The organism is Celeribacter sp., from assembly GCF_048270365.1.
Classification (GTDB): Bacteria; Pseudomonadota; Alphaproteobacteria; order Rhodobacterales; family Rhodobacteraceae; genus Celeribacter.
In genome coordinates this window covers 224,853-239,794 of sequence record NZ_JBLWTA010000002.1, presented here as the reverse complement: position 1 = coordinate 239,794, position 14,942 = coordinate 224,853, and the positions used below count along the sequence as shown (strand labels likewise).

Sequence of the window (14,942 nt, the reverse complement as noted above, 5' to 3'; positions counted from 1 at the left end):
TTCAGATCCTTTCGATGATCGTCGCCGCTCCCATACCAGATGCGATACAAAGCGTGGCGAGACCCGTGCCTTTGCCGGTGCGTTCCAATTCATCGAGCAGGGTGCCGATGATGATCGCCCCGGTTGCGCCAAGAGGGTGGCCCATAGCGATGGAACCACCGTTAACGTTAACTTTCGATGAATCAACATCGAATGCCTGCATGAAACGCATGACGACGGAGGCAAAGGCCTCGTTGACTTCGAAGAGATCGATGTCCGAAATCGACATGCCGCTGTCGCGCAGGATTTTCTCAGTCACGGGCACAGGACCCGTCAGCATGATGGTCGGATCGGTGCCGATTTTCGCGGTCGCCCGGATGCGGGCGCGCGGTTTGAGGCCGTATTTCTCGCCGAATTCCTTGTTGCCGATCAGAACGGCGGCGGACCCATCGACGATGCCTGACGAGTTGCCCGCGTGGTGGATGTGGTTGATCTTCTCAAGATGCGGATATTTCATCAGCGCGATCTTGTCGAAGCCCGGCATGACCTCGCCCATCTCTTTGAACGAGGCCTTGAGATTGCCAAGCGCGTCGACCGTGGTGCCCGGACGCATGTATTCGTCATGGTCGAGAATGCTCAACCCGTTCATGTCCTTGACCGGCACGATGGATTTCGCGAAGCGGTTGTCCTTCCACGCCGCTTCTGCGCGGTTTTGGGACTCGACCGCCAGCGCGTCGGCTTCCTCGCGGGTGAACCCGTATTCGGTGGCGATGATGTCCGCCGAGATGCCCTGTGGCACGAAGTAGGTCTTCATCGCAATGTAGGGATCGACCGCAATCGCCGCCCCGTCGGAGCCCATGGCAACCCGGCCCATCATCTCGACGCCACCGGCGATATAGGCCATGCCAGCCCCGCCTTTGACTTGGTTGGCGGCGAGGTTCACGGCTTCCATGCCCGAGGCGCAAAAGCGGTTGATCGCGAGGCCGGGGATGGATTGGTCCAACTCAGACGCAAGAACGGCCGTGCGCGCAAGGCAGCCGCCCTGTTCGCCGACCTGGGTCACATTGCCCCAGATCACGTCCTCGACGGCATGGCCCTCAAGTCCGTTGCGCTCCTTGACGGCGTTCAGCATCTGCGCGGAGAGCGCGGCCGAGGTCACCTCGTGCAGGCTCCCGTCTTTGCGCCCTTTCCCGCGCGGGCTGCGCAGGGCGTCGTAAATATAGGCTTCGGTCATAGTCTCCTCCAAAGTCTTGGCAGTGGCGTTTCAGGCCCGGTCTCAGGATCTGTCCATCGGATTTCCGGGCATCATGTCGTAAGGGTGTGTCCAGCCGGGCAGGGCGCTGATGCGGTCCAGCCAGGCGTCGATATTTGGCCAATCGGCGCGGTCAAACCCGAATGGCTCCGGGTAAAAGAGATAGGAACAACAGGACAGATCGGCGGCGCTGATCTCGTCTGTTCCGGCCAGCCATGTGCGATCCGAAAGCGCGTCGTTCAGAACCGTGAAGGCGGCTTTGAGGCGGCCCTGCATAAAGGCGATCACCTCGGCGGGGCGTTTGTTCTCGGGCAGAAAGTTCATCAGGAACCGCGCCGTTCCGACCTGCGAGGACATCTTGTGATTGTCCCACAAAACCCAGCGCAAGACCTCGCGGCGTTCCGCCTCGTTCTGGCCCTCAAATTTGCCGGTCTGTTTGGCGATATAATCGAGGATCACGCCGGATTGAGTCAGCACCAGATCGCCGTCCACATAGACCGGACATTCGCCCATCGGATTGAGCGCGCGGAACGCGTCTGAGCGGGCTTCGCCGCCAAAGAAATCGACATAGACCGGCGACCAGTCCAGCCCCGCGAGGGTCAATCCAAGAGCCACCTTGTAGGAATGGCCGCTTTCGCCAAAGCAATAGAGTTCAATGGTCATCGCGCGTCTCCTTTTGAGACACAGGTAGTGCGACCGGCATTGGTTTTGAGTATTTTCGCCAAGAAAAAATCAGACCTCTTACCCAAAGTTAACCTTAACGGATCATGTTCGGACTTGCGGAACAGGCTGGAGAGCCGATGGCCGTCCAAGGAAAAGACTTGTGAAAAGTCGCGCGAAGGTCTCAAGGCGGGGCGCAGGCCTGCGGCCGATCGGCTTTCGCGCGCATTTTGGGCTTTTTCTTGGGATAAATACTCATGGCGCATCACGGCTCCCACATGGGCCGGTGGATTATGATGCGCCACAAAACTCATCTCTTTCTCGTCTCCAAATCCGAATTGAACAGACGCAGCCGGTGCGTCAGTTTTTCCTCATCCGTGACGGAGGTGAAATTCTCGAACAGGAAAGACAGCGCCTCTCCCTCGTCCAAGCCCGCCTCCCTCGCGAACTGTCTGAGACGACGATACCCGTCTTCGGTCATGGAAACAGGAAAACGCCGCGTCATTCTGAATCGCTTTGCCATGGTTACGCTCCGTCATTTCGCCATTTCGTGGCGCTGCAAAAGAAAAGGCCCCCGCCGGGGCAGGGGCCTCATGTTTCGGGTTGGGCGCAGTTTAGAACGCCTCGGCGGGGAGAGTCATCACCGGATCGGCGCCGGATTCGATGCGTTTCAAAAGCGTGCCGGTCATCGGCAGTTGGCGGGCCATGTAATAGCGCGCGGTGGTGAGCTTGTTCTGGTGGAACTCCGCGTCATCCGTGCCGTTTTCCAAAGCCGCCAGCGAGACTTTCGCCATCCGTGCCCACATCAGCCCGAGGCAGACATAGCCGAACAGATGCATGAAGTCATAAGAGCCGGAGAGCGCCGCGTTCGGGTTTTTCATGCCGTTCTGCATAAAGAACATGCCCGCGCCCTGAAGGTCTTTCGAGGCGGCTTTCAGCGGGTCGACGAATTCGGCCATATCGCCGTCGCCGTTCTCTTTGCAGAACCCTTTGACCATCTCGAAGAAGGCCATGACATGTTTGCCGCCGTCAGTGGCCAGTTTGCGGCCGACGAGATCGAGCGCCTGAACGCCGTTGGCGCCTTCGTAGATCATGGCGATCCGGGCGTCGCGGGTGAATTGCGACATGCCCCATTCTTCGATGTAACCGTGGCCGCCGTAGACCTGCTGCGCGTTCACGGTCGCCTCATAGCCCTTGTCGGTGAGGAAGCCTTTGAGCACCGGGGTCATCAGAGAGATGAGGCCATCGGCGTCCTTGTCCTCGGAGCGGTGCGCTTGGTCGATGAGCTGCGCGCCCCAAAGCATGAAGGCCCGCGCACCCTCGATAAAGCTCTTTTGATCCATCAGGTTGCGGCGAATGTCCGGGTGGACGATCAGCGGATCGGCGGGGCCGTCCGGGTTTTCGACGCCGGTGACAGCGCGGCCTTGCAGGCGGTCCTTGGCATAGATCACGGCGTTTTGGTAGGCGGCTTCTGCCTGCGCCAAACCCTGCATGCCGACGCCCAGACGCGCTTCGTTCATCATGGTGAACATGGCGCGCATGCCCTTGTGCTCGGTGCCCAAGAGATAGCCGGTCGCCTCGTCGTAGTTCATCACACAGGTCGAGTTGCCGTGGATGCCCATCTTTTCCTCGATGGATCCAACTGACACACCATTGCGCGCGCCCGGATTGCCATCCTCATCGACGATGAATTTCGGTACGATGAACAAAGACACACCTTTGATCCCCTCAGGGCCGCCGACGATCTTGGCCAGCACGAGGTGGATGACGTTTTCGGACATGTCGTGATCGCCCGCAGAGATGAAAATCTTCTGGCCGGTGATCTTATAGCTGCCGTCCGCTTGCGGTTCGGCTTTCGTGCGCATCAGGCCCAGATCGGTGCCGCAATGCGGTTCCGTCAGGTTCATCGTGCCGGTCCAGTCGCAGGACGTCATTTTCGGCAGGTAGGTGGCCTTTTGCTGATCCGTACCATGGACAAGGATCGCGGAGGCCGCACCATGGGTCAGGCCCTGATACATGGTAAACGCCTGGTTCGCGGCGGAGAACATCTCGCCCACGGCGGTGTTGATCACATAGGGCATGCCCTGACCACCGAATTCCTCCGGCATGTCGAGGCCGGGCCAGCCGCCCTCTTTCACTTGCTCAAAGGCTTCTTTGAAACCCGTCGGCGTGGTGACAACACCGTTCTCCAGCGTACAGCCTTCCTGATCGCCCACGACGTTCAAAGGTGCGATGACTTCGGAGGCCAATTGGCCAGCAGCGTCGAAAATGGCTTCGGTGAACTCGGGCTCAAGGTCCGCATATCCCGGAATGTCGGAGCCCGAAATGTTCAGCACATCGTGCAAAACATATTGAATGTCTTTGGTCGGAGCCGTGTAGCTCGGCATGGCGTGTCTCCCTTTGCACAGCGCGCGGGAGACATCTGTCACCCCTCGCGTTTCAATCCTTCGATTTGCCCTTCGACAAATCCGATTTCATCCTCCAGATCGGTCATGACCGCGATCAGCGCCTGTTTCTGCGCCTCCATTTCCGCGCGCTTCACGTGATAGGCCGCAAGGGTCTCACGCAATTGCTTTTCACCGCGATCTTCCTCCTTGTAGAGATCGAGCAGCTGCCGGATCTCTTCAAGGGCAAAGCCAAATTTTTTGCCGCGCAGGATCAGCGTCAAACGCGCCCGGTCCCGTTTGGTAAAGAGCCGCTTCTGACCCTCGCGGATCGGAAACAAAAGCTCCTTGGCTTCGTAAAAGCGCAATGTGCGGGGCGTCACGTCGAACGCATCACACATTTCACGGATCGTCATAACCTCATTCGTCACGTCGGCGTGCTCCGGTCTCGTCACTTGGGTCGCTGGCTCTCACCGAGGATGATCTCGCTGGAGTTTGCTCCCTGCTATGAGGCCCGCAGCTTGCGCCGTCGCCTCACTCTAATCTTATCACAGAGACCTCTTTAATCGAAACGTGGCGTCACTTTTTGTGCCACGATTGGGATCGGAGGTCCGTTGAACTCTGTCAAAATATTCTTTCGTGACGGGCAATGCAAACGGTTTGGTTTAGATAATGGGACGCGAATGTTTCGCCTTGCGCAGTTTGACTTAAAGCGCTTTGGATATTGGTCTTATTTGAAGGATAAACCAACATGTGCGCTGTCGGTGGTCACGTGCTGACGTAGCGGCACGGAAAGCCGATCCGAAATAGGAACGTAACGTCGCAAGTTGGCGCAGGGGGGAGGCCGCGTCAGGCGGAGACGCTTTTGACCGTCTCCGCGCGCAGCTCCGTAAGCTCCGCAATCGCTTGATCAAGCTCGCGTTTCTGCTCTTCGAGGGCCATCAACTGACGGTCGGCCAGCTCGAGAAAAGCCTGCGCCTGCGCCGCTGTGCCCTTTTCCTCGTAGATCAAAAGCCACTGGCGGATTTCTTCCAGAGAGAACCCATATTTGCGTCCGCGCAAAATAAGCGTCATCCGTGCCACTTCGCGCGGCGTGTAAAACCGTGACCGGCCTTCCTTTTCGGGGGCCAACAACTCGATATATTCGTAATAGCGCAGCGTGCGTGGGGTCACATCGAACTCGGCGCACATCTCTTTGAACGTGAGACGTTGATCGGACATGGCTTCTCTCTCCTCACGTCGCATCTAAACTGACTGGTTCAGTTTCGCAACTCAATTTCGCCGTCATGCGCGACCATAGCCATCCGCGCGGGGGCGGATCAAGCCATGTTCGGCGCGCGGGTTTGCCGCACAGGTTTCGTAGCGTCAGTTTGGCGCAGCTGTCCCCATTGCCCTCGATTTTCTCCTTGCAGCCAGAGCGGCAGGTCACATTATAAACGCGCCCATGCCGCGCTCATAAAGAAGAAGATCATGCCTACCGACCGCACAGAAATCGCCCGCCAATTCATTGCGAGCCTGCCGCATTGCGAGGCGTTGGGCATGGTTCTGACGACCATCGGCGAGGGCGAGGCCGAGATTTACATGCCCTATTCGGAAAAGCTGATCGGGGACCCGGAAAGCGGCGTGATCCATGGCGGCGCCGTTTCGGCCCTGATGGACACCTGCGCGGGGGCTTCGGTGATGAGCCATCCGAACGCAGGGCTTGCGACCGCCACGCTCGATCTCAGAATCGACTATATGCGTGCGGCGAAACCCGGTGCGACGATCACCGCCCATGCGATTTGCTATCACATGACGCGTGCCGTGGGATTCGTGCGGGTCTCCGCCACAGATGGCACCTCCGACGTGCCGGTCGCCGCCGCCACCGGCGCCTTTACCGTTGAAAGGGGCAACTCATGAGCCGCGCCAAGCCCGAACCGATTCAGATCGTGAAGGAACGCCGCGATGCCGCACTGTCTGCTTTGGTGGCGCGCGTGCCTTATATCTCTTTCATGGGCTTCGAATTCGAACGCCGCGGCGATGAATTGACCGCGGTGATGCCCTATCGGCCTGACCTGATCGGCAATCCGGCGTTGCCAGCGCTTCATGGCGGGGCCTTGGCGGCCTTCCTTGAAGTCACCGCTTTGATCACGCTGAGCTGGTCGATGGTCTGGCCGAAGATCGAAGCGGGCGAGACCGTGGATGTCCTGCCTAAATTCCCGAAAACCATTGATTTGACAGTGGATTACCTGCGCTCCGGTCTGCCGCGCGATGCCTATGCGCGCGCTGAAATTACCCGCGCGGGGCGGCGCTATGCCTCGGTGCAGGTTGAGGCTTGGCAGGACAATCGCGCGCGTCCGACCGTGCATGCGACGGGGCATTTCCTGATGCCGGTTCTAATGCCGGACAATCGCACGTCCAATGACTGAAGCGCTCCCGCTGACCCATCGGCGGGTCCTGAAAATCGCGCTGCCCATTGTTTTGTCCAACGCCACCGTGCCCATCTTGGGCGCGGTCGATACAGGCGTTGTCGGGCAAATGGGGGAGGCCGCGCCTATCGGCGCCGTCGGGCTCGGCGCGATTATTCTGGCCTCTCTTTACTGGGTCTTCGGCTTTCTGCGCATGGGCACGACCGGCATGGTCAGCCAGGCGCGGGGGGCTGGCGACACGGGCGAAGTGGCCGCGCTTTTGACCCGCGCTTTGATGATCGGCGTCATCGGTGGCGGGCTCTTGATCCTGTTCCAAGCGCCGCTCCTCTGGGCGGCCTTTCGTCTGGCGCCCGCGTCCACCGAGGTCGAAAGCCTCGCGCGCAGTTACATCGGCATCCGCATCTGGTCCGCGCCCTTCAACATCGCGGTCTTTGGCCTCACCGGCTGGCTCATCGCACAAGAGCGCACGACCGGGGTCCTTCTGCTTCAGCTCTGGATGAACGGTCTCAACATCGGGCTCGATCTCTGGTTCGTTCTTGGGCTGGGTTGGGGCGTCGAAGGTGTGGCAATCGCGACGGTTCTGGCCGAAGTCTCCGGCGCCGCCTTTGGACTTTGGCTCTGTCGCGATGCCTTCAAAACCGCGCTCTGGCGCGATTGGGCACAGGTTTTCGATGGCGCGCGGCTCATGCATATGCTGCGGGTCAACACGGATATTCTGATCCGCTCCGTTTTGCTGTTGGGCATCATGGTCAGCTTTACCTTTTTCGGCGCGGGCTTTGGCGATCTGACGCTGGCGTCGAACCAGATCCTGATGCAATTCATCGAGATCACCGCCTATGCGCTCGACGGTTTTGCCTTTGCCGCCGAGGCCATCGTCGGCAATGCTTTGGGCGCACGCTCGCGCATGGCGCTGCGGCGCGGTGCGGTTTTGGCGTCTTTTTGGGGGCTGATTGTGTCCGCTTTGCTGGCGTTGGGATTTGCCGTCTTCGGGGGCGCGATCATCGACGTGATGACCACCGCACCGGATGTGCGCACGGAGGCGCGCGCCTATTTGCCGTGGATGGTGGCGGGGCCTTTGTTGGGGCTGGCGGCCTGGATGCTCGACGGGATTTTCATCGGCGCGACGCGGACACACGACATGCGCAACATGATGGTGCTGTCGCTTTTGGTCTATCTTGTGGCGGTCGCCGTGCTGATCCCGGTCTGGGGTAACCACGGGCTTTGGGCGGCGCTGATGATCAGCTATATCGCCCGTGGCGCGACGTTGTTTGCGAAATATCCGGGGCTGGAGCGGAGTGCTGAGGCCTGATTTGAGTATTTGGGCAGCAAAGGAAACGGCGACTTAGAGCCAGTCGCCGCGTCCTGTGCCAACCGCCTCTGAGACGTGGTCGAAACCGTCTTTCGCCAGCAAGTCGTCCAAGCCACGCGCGATGCGGGGGGCGAGCGAGAGGCCCTGGTAGACCATTGCGGAGTAGATCTGAACGAGAGAGGCGCCCGCGCGGATTTTCGCATAGGCATCGAGCGCCGAAGAGATGCCGCCAACGCCGATGAGCGGCACGTCGTCGCCCAATTCGCGCGAGAGCATTGCGAGCACGCGCGTGGACTTTTCGAACAATGGACGCCCGGAAAGCCCGCCTGCTTCGCCTTTATGTGCAGATTTCAAACCATCGCGCGACAGCGTGGTGTTGGTGGCGATGACGCCGTCGATGCCGGATGTGCGGGCGACTTCGGCGATTTCCTGAAGCTCTGTCAGCTCAAGGTCAGGGGCGATTTTCAGCAAAACCGGCACCGCGCGTTTCAGGCCCTTGCGGGCGTCAAGGACACCGGCCAAGAGCGCTTCGAGCGCTTCGGCGCCTTGCAGGTCGCGCAGTTTCTCGGTGTTGGGACTTGAGACGTTGACCGTCGCGAAATCGATGAAATTGCCGCAATGGGCCAGAACTTTGGCGAAATCTGCGGCGCGATCTTCGCTATCTTTGTTGGCGCCGAGGTTGAGGCCGACGGGGATGTCCGTGCTGTGATGCGAATGACGGCTGCGGGCGAGGCGGTTGGCGATCTCTTCCATGCCATCATTGTTGAAGCCGAAACGGTTGATCACCGCGTGGTCTTCACTCAGGCGAAACAGGCGCGGTTTCGGGTTGCCGGGCTGCGGACGCGGGGTGGCGGCGCCCAGTTCGATAAAGCCAAAGCCCGCGCGCGACAGTTGCGGGATCGCCTCTGCGTTCTTGTCGAAGCCTGCGGCGAGGCCGACGGGGTTGGGCATTTCGATCCCGGCGAAGGTGGTCTTGAGCCGAGCCGACGTCACAGGGCCGGGCAGGGGCGCAAGCCCCGCACGCAGCGCGGAGAGCGACAGTTTGTGAGACTTCTCCGGGTCGAAGCTGCGCAGGACCATCATGCCAAATTGTTCGAAAATAGACATTTGCGGCTCCTAGGGGCTCAGGACAGATCGGGGAAGATATGGCCCTCCGGGCCAAGCGGAAGGGATTTGACCCAGAGGATGTCCTCCATGATCAGCGCCCGGTAGAGATGCGGAAAAAGCGCCCCGCCACGCGAAGGCTCCCATTTGAGATGGGGCGCCAGCGCGTCGCTCTCAAGCGCGAGAAGATGCAGGTTCTCTTCACCGGCGAACCATTTCGCGGCGGTCTCGGCAACCTGATCTTTGGTGGAGAAATGGACATAGCCATCGGCGAGATCCACGGGGGCGCCGAGGGTCTCGCCAGCGGTTTGCATTGCCGCCCATTCGGGGGCGCGGAAGATTTTGTAAATCAGCATGGTTCCCAGATGCCAGCGTGGCGCGGCGCGGTCAATGACACTTTCACGCAGAGGCGAAAATGCCGCGTGGATCAGAGCCAGCGGTGGCAGTGTTTGTGGATCGCCGGAATGATGACAAAGACCATGGAGCCGACGATCATCGGCACCATGACGAGGTTGCGTTGCCAGATGTGCCATTCGGAGGTGAAGGGGGCGAGCGCGTAGATCATGGCGGTGACCAGAGGGTAGACCCCCATAAAGACGAAGAAGCTGAAACGAAGGCGGTTGGGTCTTCTGGGGGGCGTTTGGGGCAGGGTGGCGGAGGATGTAGACATGTGATAGCTCCAAAGAGAACGGTGCGTTTCGTTCGCCCTATATGAACGATGCGTTTCGATATGTAAAGGATCAGCTTGTGACAAATCCTGTGGCAAATCGCACAGCCCCCTCTGCGGAGGCGATGGGTGGAGAGGGGAAAAAGTCTCGGCCTCAACGTCGATCCATCGGCGCGCGCCGTAATCCGGCAACGGAAGAGGCGATTCTGGACGCGGCCGAGGCGCTTTTGGTCGAGAAGGGTGTGAAAGGGCTAACCATGGAGGCGGTGGCCAAACGCGCCCGCGCGGGCAAGGCGACGCTTTATAAATGGTGGCCGTCGCGGGGCGCCTTGTTGGTGGCGGTCTATGAGCGCGCCAAAGGCACATATCATCACGAGGACAAAGGCACATTGATCGCTTCGATCGCCGCGTTCTTCCGTTTCGTTTTTACCCATTGGCAGACCCCGAAAGGCCAGACCTTTGCGCTGATCATCGCGGAGGCGCAGTGCAATGCCGATGTCGCCGAAGCTCTGGAGCACTATCGCCTTGAGAGGCTGGAGGCCTTAAGCGCGCTGGTCGACAGCGCGGTCGCGCGCGGCGAGGTCAAGCCCGGTGTGACGGCAAAGGCCCTGGCGGAGACGATCATGGCGGCGGCCTGGATGCGGCTTTTGACTGGGCGGCTCGACACGGACCCCGCAACATTGGCGCAGGAGGTGCTGGGCGGATGGCTGGACGGGCAGGGCGTCGAAAAAGGATGATCTGCCTGTCATTGCATCGTTACATTTCCGTTACGTTGCGAATGTAGCCCAAACCCGGAACAGGGCTTTGACTCTTTGATAAACTTTGGTCAGGCTCAGGGTCATCTAGTTTAACAGGGGGCAAGATATGCTCAAAAAAGTTCTCACCACCACCGCTGCAATGGCTCTGATGGCCGGAGCTGCGCATGCCGAATATACGCTGCACATTCTTCATACCAACGATTTGCACAGCCGAATCGAACCGATTACGAAATACGACAACACCTGCCCCGAAGAAGACAACGCGGCGGGCGAATGCTTTGGCGGCTATGCCCGTCTGGCCACGAAAGTCGCCGAGATGCGCGCGGAACTCGACGGTGAGAACGTGCTCCTGCTGGACGCGGGCGACCAGTACCAAGGCTCGCTGATGTACACGACCTACAAGGGCGATGTCGAAGCCGAGATGATGGAAAAGATCGGCTATGACGTGATGGCGCTGGGCAACCACGAATTCGACGATGGCCCGGACGGCACGCTCAAGCTGATCGAACACGTGTCCTTCCCGGTGATCTCCGGCAACCTCGACGTGTCGCAATCCAATATTCTGGCCGATAAGGTGCAAAACCATGTCGTGCTTGAGGTGGGCGGCGAAAAGATCGGCATCATCTCCGCGCTCGCAGTCGACACGCCAGAGACCTCCAGCCCCGGCCCGAATGTGATCTTCCAAGACGAAGCCGACAGCCTTGCCGCCGATGTGGCCGCACTTGAGGCCGAAGGCGTGACCAAGATCATCGCGCTGACCCACGTGGGCGTGAACAAGGATCTGTCGCTGGCGGAAGAGGTCGCGGGCATCGACGTCGTGGTCGGCGGTCACTCCCACACGCTGTTCTCCAACGAGATCGAGGGCGCCATGGCTTATCCCACGATGGTGGGCGAGGTCCCGGTGGTCTCTGCCTATGCCTATTCGAAATACCTCGGTCACCTCGTGCTGACCTTTGACGACGAGGGCACGCTGATCTCCGCGACGGGCGAGCCGATTCTGCTCGACGCCTCCGTGACCGAAGACGAAAGCATCAAATCCCGCGTCGCCGAACTGGCCGGGCCGATCAACGAGTTGAAAGCCAAGGTCGTGGCCGAAGCCTCCGCCGACATCGACGGCTCGCGCGAAACCTGCCGCGCTGTGGAATGCCCGATGGGCAACCTCGTGGCCGACGCCATGCTGGAGCGTGTGAAAGACCAAGGTGTCGAGATCGCGATCCAGAACGGCGGTGGTCTGCGGGCTTCCATTCAGGGCGGTCAGGTGACCATGGGCGATGTGCTCACGGTTCTGCCGTTCCAGAACACGCTTTCCACCTTCGAAGTGACCGGCGAAACCATTGTCGCGGCGCTTGAAAACGGCGTCTCCGAGATGGCCGATGGCGCGGGGCGTTTCCCGCAGGTGGCGGGCATGTCCTACACCGTCGATCCCTCCGCCGAGGTGGGCGCCCGCATTTCCGACGTGATGGTCGGCGGCGCGCCGATCGAGATGGATAAGGTCTATGGCGTGGCGTCCAACAACTACGTCCGCAATGGTGGTGACGGCTACAAAATGTTCACGAGCGCTGAGAATGCCTATGACTTCGGCCCCGATGTTGCCGATGTTCTGGCCGATTACCTGATCGAAAATGCGCCCTACACGCCCTATACGGACGGTCGCATCACCGTGAAGTAAATCGCGGTTCGACCTAGACAAACAAAGAAGCCCTCGCGATCATGCGGGGGCTTTTTTGTTGGAGGACGGATCATGCAAGGGCGCTGCACATGTGGTGAGGTGGAATTCGAGATCGCGGTGCCGCCGATGATCGTGCATTGTTGTCATTGCAGCTGGTGTCAGCGGGAAACCGGATCGGCTTTCGCTTTGAACGCCTATGTTGAGACCTCTGAGATCAAAGGGATAAAAGGCGTTCCGGACATGGTGATGACGCCGTCGAATTCGGGTCATGGCCAGAGCATCGCGCGCTGTCCGACCTGCAAAGTCGCGCTCTGGTCGCATTACGCTGGCTCAGGCGAGGTGTTTGCCTTTGTCCGTTGCGGCACGCTTGAGGACCGCGCCGAGATCGTGCCGGATGTGCACATCTTCACCTCCACGAAACTGCCCTGGGTCGTGTTGCCCGAAGGCGCGCAGGTGTTCGAAGCGTTCTACAGCCCGAAAGAGGTCTGGTCTGAGGCCAGCCTTGCGCGGTTCAATGCCGCGAAAGGGGCGTAGATGGATCACCCGCTCATCGACTTGATCAATCAGAAAATCGCCGAGGCCGAGCGCGACGGCGCCTTTGACAATCTGCCGGGGGCGGGCAAGCCTTTGCCTGAGGAAGGCGACCCGGAAAACGCGCTTCTCAATCGGGTGATCAAGGAAAACGGCGGCGTGCCGGAGTTTGTCACCCTGTCGCGGGAGTTGGAGAAATTGCGCGAAGAGCTTCGCGAGACCGGGGACCGGACGCGGCGCACCGAGATCATGAAAGAGATGTCGATGATGGATGCCAAGATCGATCTGGCCCGCAAGGCGCATCGCTGAGGGGGAACTCAGTATCTGACACGCTCTGAAAGCAGTACGTCTGTTTCTGTCCCATACCTTTTTACCCCACATTAAGGTTAATCTGGTTAACCTTAATGAGAAATGAACAGGTGCGAGAGTAAGGGGGGTCTATGGCATGAGGGCGTGGTCTTGGCCCCTCAGGCGTGTGATCAAGGCTGAGATATTTGACCCCAGGCTCACGATCCGCTCTGGCCCCCGCCATCTGAGCGCGTAAAATACGCCCATGTGCGGACGTTTTGCCCTGACCTTGCCCAATGATGCCATGGCGCAGCTTTTCAAAGCGGCGCCTGCCAATGACCTGCCGCCGATCCCGAATTACAACATCTGCCCCACCACGCAGATCCACGTCATCTATCGCGACGCCGATCAGGGAAACAGCCAGCGCCGCCTCGTGCCGATGCGTTGGGGCTTTGTGCCGCATTGGTATAAAACGCCTTCCGACGGCCCGCTTTTGATCAACGCGCGTGCCGAAACCCTCGCCGAGAAACCCGCCTTTCGCGAGGCCTGCCGCACGCGCCGGTGTCTCATTCCGGCGGATGGGTTTTATGAATGGTTTCGCCCCGAGAGCGGTGAGAAACTGCCGTGGTACATTCAGCCTGCGGGGGAGGGCCCGATGGTTTTTGCGGGCGTCTGGCAGGAGTGGGAGCAGAACGGCACGCGCCTTGCGTCCTGTGCCATGGTGACGACCCAATCCACGGGCCGTATGGCCGAAATTCACCACCGCATCCCGGTCATTTTGCAGCCTCAGAACTGGGGCAAATGGCTGGGCGAAGAGGGGCATGGCGCGGCGCGTTTGATGCAGCCCGCAGCAGATGACAGACTTACATTTCACCGTGTCGATAAGGCCGTGAATTCCAACCGGGCCACGGGGCCTGAGCTGATCGAGGAGATCGACGCATGAAGACATCGCTTTTGGAAGGGCCGTCCGCGGCGTTGGCACATCTGGGCATTGAAATGACCGGTTGGGACAGGGATGTGGCGCGTTTTGAAGCGGTGATTTGCCCGGATCACCTGAACCGCTCCGGCCTGCCGCATGGTGGGGTTTATGCCACGATGCTCGACACGGCGATGGGCTATTCCGGCGCCTATACGGGTGACCCGGAAGATCGGCGTATGACGCTCACTTTGTCGCTGAGCATCAACTACCTGTCGCGCCCGAAAAGCTCGCGGCTGATCGCGGTGGGCCAGCGCATGGGCGGCGGGGCCAAGACGTTTTTTACCGAAGGGCACCTGACCGATGAGACCGGCGAATTGATCGCCACGGCGCAGGGGACATTTCGGGTGCGCTCTGGCGGTTGAATTTGTATTCATAATATTGAATTTGTTTTAGTGGCCTGCTAAACCTGTCGCAAATCTGACATTCCATTCACGGAGAATCCCCCATGTCCATCGACCGCGCTATGTTCCGCTTTGCGGGCATCATGGTTCTGCTTAGCGTCGCGCTGACTCAATTCGTTCACCCCGGCTTTGTCTGGCTGACCGTGTTCATCGGCGCCAACTTGCTGCAATCCTCCTTTACCGGCTGGTGTCCGGCGGCGAAGGTCTTTGCTAAGCTGGGCATCCCTGCGGGCTGCGCCTTTGAGAAGTGATCTCAGGGGATAAGACGTTCGAGCGGGGTCCTTCGGGGCCCCGTTTTTTTGAGTATTTGTGCCAAAGAAAAGCGTAAGTGACGGGCACAGATTTGAGAGGGAGGGGGATTTTGGAGCGGGCGGCGGGAATCGAACCCGCGTCATTAGCTTGGAAGGCTAAGGTCTTACCACTACACAACGCCCGCCGCGTAGAGCCCTGTGTTTAGGCTATGGATTTTGGAGCGTCAAGTGGTCAAGGCGGTGTCAAATGGCTGACTGGGGCGGGCGGGCGCGATCACGATTTCTGTGCGGGGCTTGACTTC

Annotated in this window: 20 protein-coding genes and 1 tRNA gene; 10 read left to right on the top strand and 11 right to left on the bottom strand. The window is 59.7% G+C overall.

Annotated features, from left to right (window positions below; translation table 11 throughout):
• Position 1 precedes the first annotated feature (1 nt).
• The 7 genes from ACN0X0_RS03835 to ACN0X0_RS03805 all read right to left on the bottom strand — a co-directional run bounded on the left by ACN0X0_RS03835 (position 2) and on the right by ACN0X0_RS03805 (position 5,496).
• Complete coding sequence (locus ACN0X0_RS03835) at positions 2 to 1,213, bottom strand: acetyl-CoA C-acetyltransferase (protein WP_417278078.1); 1,212 nt, start codon at positions 1,211 to 1,213, stop codon at positions 2 to 4.
• A 42-nt stretch (positions 1,214 to 1,255) separates the two neighbouring features.
• Positions 1,256 to 1,894 (bottom strand): glutathione S-transferase family protein, encoded by a 639-nt coding sequence (locus tag ACN0X0_RS03830; protein ID WP_417278077.1) that lies wholly within the window; start codon positions 1,892 to 1,894, stop codon positions 1,256 to 1,258.
• Positions 1,891 to 2,205: a hypothetical protein gene (locus ACN0X0_RS03825; RefSeq protein WP_417278076.1), complete on the bottom strand. Its 315-nt coding sequence runs from the start codon at positions 2,203 to 2,205 to the stop codon at positions 1,891 to 1,893. Before ACN0X0_RS03825 ends, ACN0X0_RS03830 begins: the two co-directional genes overlap by 4 nt.
• Positions 2,202 to 2,414 (bottom strand): hypothetical protein, encoded by a 213-nt coding sequence (locus ACN0X0_RS03820; protein ID WP_226549235.1) that lies wholly within the window; start codon positions 2,412 to 2,414, stop codon positions 2,202 to 2,204. The genes ACN0X0_RS03825 and ACN0X0_RS03820 overlap by 4 nt, the downstream gene beginning before the upstream one ends.
• 91 nt (positions 2,415 to 2,505) lie before the next feature.
• Positions 2,506 to 4,278, bottom strand: a complete 1,773-nt coding sequence (locus tag ACN0X0_RS03815) for an acyl-CoA dehydrogenase C-terminal domain-containing protein (RefSeq protein WP_417263825.1) — start codon at positions 4,276 to 4,278, stop codon at positions 2,506 to 2,508.
• 38 nt (positions 4,279 to 4,316) lie between these two features.
• On the bottom strand, positions 4,317 to 4,706 hold the full coding sequence (locus ACN0X0_RS03810; RefSeq protein WP_226549241.1) for a MerR family transcriptional regulator: 390 nt from the start codon (positions 4,704 to 4,706) through the stop codon (positions 4,317 to 4,319).
• Positions 4,707 to 5,124: 418 nt separating this feature from the next.
• Positions 5,125 to 5,496: a MerR family transcriptional regulator gene (locus ACN0X0_RS03805; protein ID WP_226549245.1), complete on the bottom strand. Its 372-nt coding sequence runs from the start codon at positions 5,494 to 5,496 to the stop codon at positions 5,125 to 5,127.
• A gap of 249 nt (positions 5,497 to 5,745) precedes the next feature.
• Here ACN0X0_RS03805 and ACN0X0_RS03800 point away from each other — a divergent pair, with 249 nt between their 5' ends.
• The 3 genes from ACN0X0_RS03800 to ACN0X0_RS03790 are packed head-to-tail and all read left to right on the top strand — an operon-like array spanning position 5,746 to position 7,992.
• Positions 5,746 to 6,174, top strand: a complete 429-nt coding sequence (locus tag ACN0X0_RS03800; RefSeq protein WP_417278075.1) for a PaaI family thioesterase — start codon at positions 5,746 to 5,748, stop codon at positions 6,172 to 6,174.
• Positions 6,171 to 6,683 carry a PaaI family thioesterase gene (locus tag ACN0X0_RS03795; protein WP_417263828.1) on the top strand — a complete coding sequence of 171 codons (513 nt, stop codon included), beginning with the start codon at positions 6,171 to 6,173 and terminating at the stop codon, positions 6,681 to 6,683. Before ACN0X0_RS03800 ends, ACN0X0_RS03795 begins: the two co-directional genes overlap by 4 nt.
• Complete coding sequence (locus ACN0X0_RS03790) at positions 6,676 to 7,992, top strand: MATE family efflux transporter (RefSeq protein ID WP_417278074.1); 1,317 nt, start codon at positions 6,676 to 6,678, stop codon at positions 7,990 to 7,992. Before ACN0X0_RS03795 ends, ACN0X0_RS03790 begins: the two co-directional genes overlap by 8 nt.
• A 33-nt stretch (positions 7,993 to 8,025) precedes the next feature.
• Here ACN0X0_RS03790 and ACN0X0_RS03785 read toward each other — a convergent pair whose 3' ends face one another.
• From ACN0X0_RS03785 to ACN0X0_RS03775, 3 genes are all read right to left on the bottom strand, one after another.
• On the bottom strand, positions 8,026 to 9,099 hold the full coding sequence (locus tag ACN0X0_RS03785; protein WP_417278073.1) for a quinone-dependent dihydroorotate dehydrogenase: 1,074 nt from the start codon (positions 9,097 to 9,099) through the stop codon (positions 8,026 to 8,028).
• A gap of 17 nt (positions 9,100 to 9,116) precedes the next feature.
• On the bottom strand, positions 9,117 to 9,452 hold the full coding sequence (locus ACN0X0_RS03780; RefSeq protein ID WP_417278072.1) for a DUF952 domain-containing protein: 336 nt from the start codon (positions 9,450 to 9,452) through the stop codon (positions 9,117 to 9,119).
• A 71-nt stretch (positions 9,453 to 9,523) separates the two neighbouring features.
• Positions 9,524 to 9,766 (bottom strand): hypothetical protein, encoded by a 243-nt coding sequence (locus ACN0X0_RS03775; RefSeq protein WP_417278071.1) that lies wholly within the window; start codon positions 9,764 to 9,766, stop codon positions 9,524 to 9,526.
• Between the two features lie 77 nt (positions 9,767 to 9,843).
• On the opposite strand from ACN0X0_RS03775, the gene ACN0X0_RS03770 reads away from it, so the two are divergent.
• The 7 genes from ACN0X0_RS03770 (at position 9,844) to ACN0X0_RS03740 (ending at position 14,640) form a co-directional block, all read left to right on the top strand.
• Positions 9,844 to 10,500, top strand: a complete 657-nt coding sequence (locus ACN0X0_RS03770; protein ID WP_417278070.1) for a TetR/AcrR family transcriptional regulator — start codon at positions 9,844 to 9,846, stop codon at positions 10,498 to 10,500.
• A 127-nt stretch (positions 10,501 to 10,627) separates the two neighbouring features.
• Positions 10,628 to 12,190: a bifunctional metallophosphatase/5'-nucleotidase gene (locus tag ACN0X0_RS03765; RefSeq protein WP_417278069.1), complete on the top strand. Its 1,563-nt coding sequence runs from the start codon at positions 10,628 to 10,630 to the stop codon at positions 12,188 to 12,190.
• A gap of 72 nt (positions 12,191 to 12,262) precedes the next feature.
• Complete coding sequence (locus ACN0X0_RS03760) at positions 12,263 to 12,724, top strand: GFA family protein (protein WP_417278068.1); 462 nt, start codon at positions 12,263 to 12,265, stop codon at positions 12,722 to 12,724.
• Positions 12,725 to 13,030, top strand: coding sequence for a DUF1992 domain-containing protein (locus ACN0X0_RS03755; RefSeq protein WP_417278067.1), 306 nt, complete (start codon positions 12,725 to 12,727; stop codon positions 13,028 to 13,030). It abuts the gene before it with no gap.
• Between the two features lie 244 nt (positions 13,031 to 13,274).
• The gene (locus tag ACN0X0_RS03750) at positions 13,275 to 13,952 is read left to right on the top strand and encodes an SOS response-associated peptidase (protein ID WP_417278066.1); all 678 of its coding nucleotides are present in this window, start codon (positions 13,275 to 13,277) and stop codon (positions 13,950 to 13,952) included.
• Complete coding sequence (locus ACN0X0_RS03745) at positions 13,949 to 14,350, top strand: PaaI family thioesterase (RefSeq protein ID WP_417278065.1); 402 nt, start codon at positions 13,949 to 13,951, stop codon at positions 14,348 to 14,350. The genes ACN0X0_RS03750 and ACN0X0_RS03745 overlap by 4 nt, the downstream gene beginning before the upstream one ends.
• Before the next feature lie 83 nt (positions 14,351 to 14,433).
• On the top strand, positions 14,434 to 14,640 hold the full coding sequence (locus ACN0X0_RS03740) for a DUF2892 domain-containing protein (RefSeq protein ID WP_417278064.1): 207 nt from the start codon (positions 14,434 to 14,436) through the stop codon (positions 14,638 to 14,640).
• 111 nt (positions 14,641 to 14,751) lie between these two features.
• On the opposite strand, the gene ACN0X0_RS03735 is transcribed toward ACN0X0_RS03740, so the two are convergent.
• A tRNA-Gly gene (locus tag ACN0X0_RS03735) sits at positions 14,752 to 14,825 on the bottom strand.
• Positions 14,826 to 14,942: the final 117 nt, after the last annotated feature.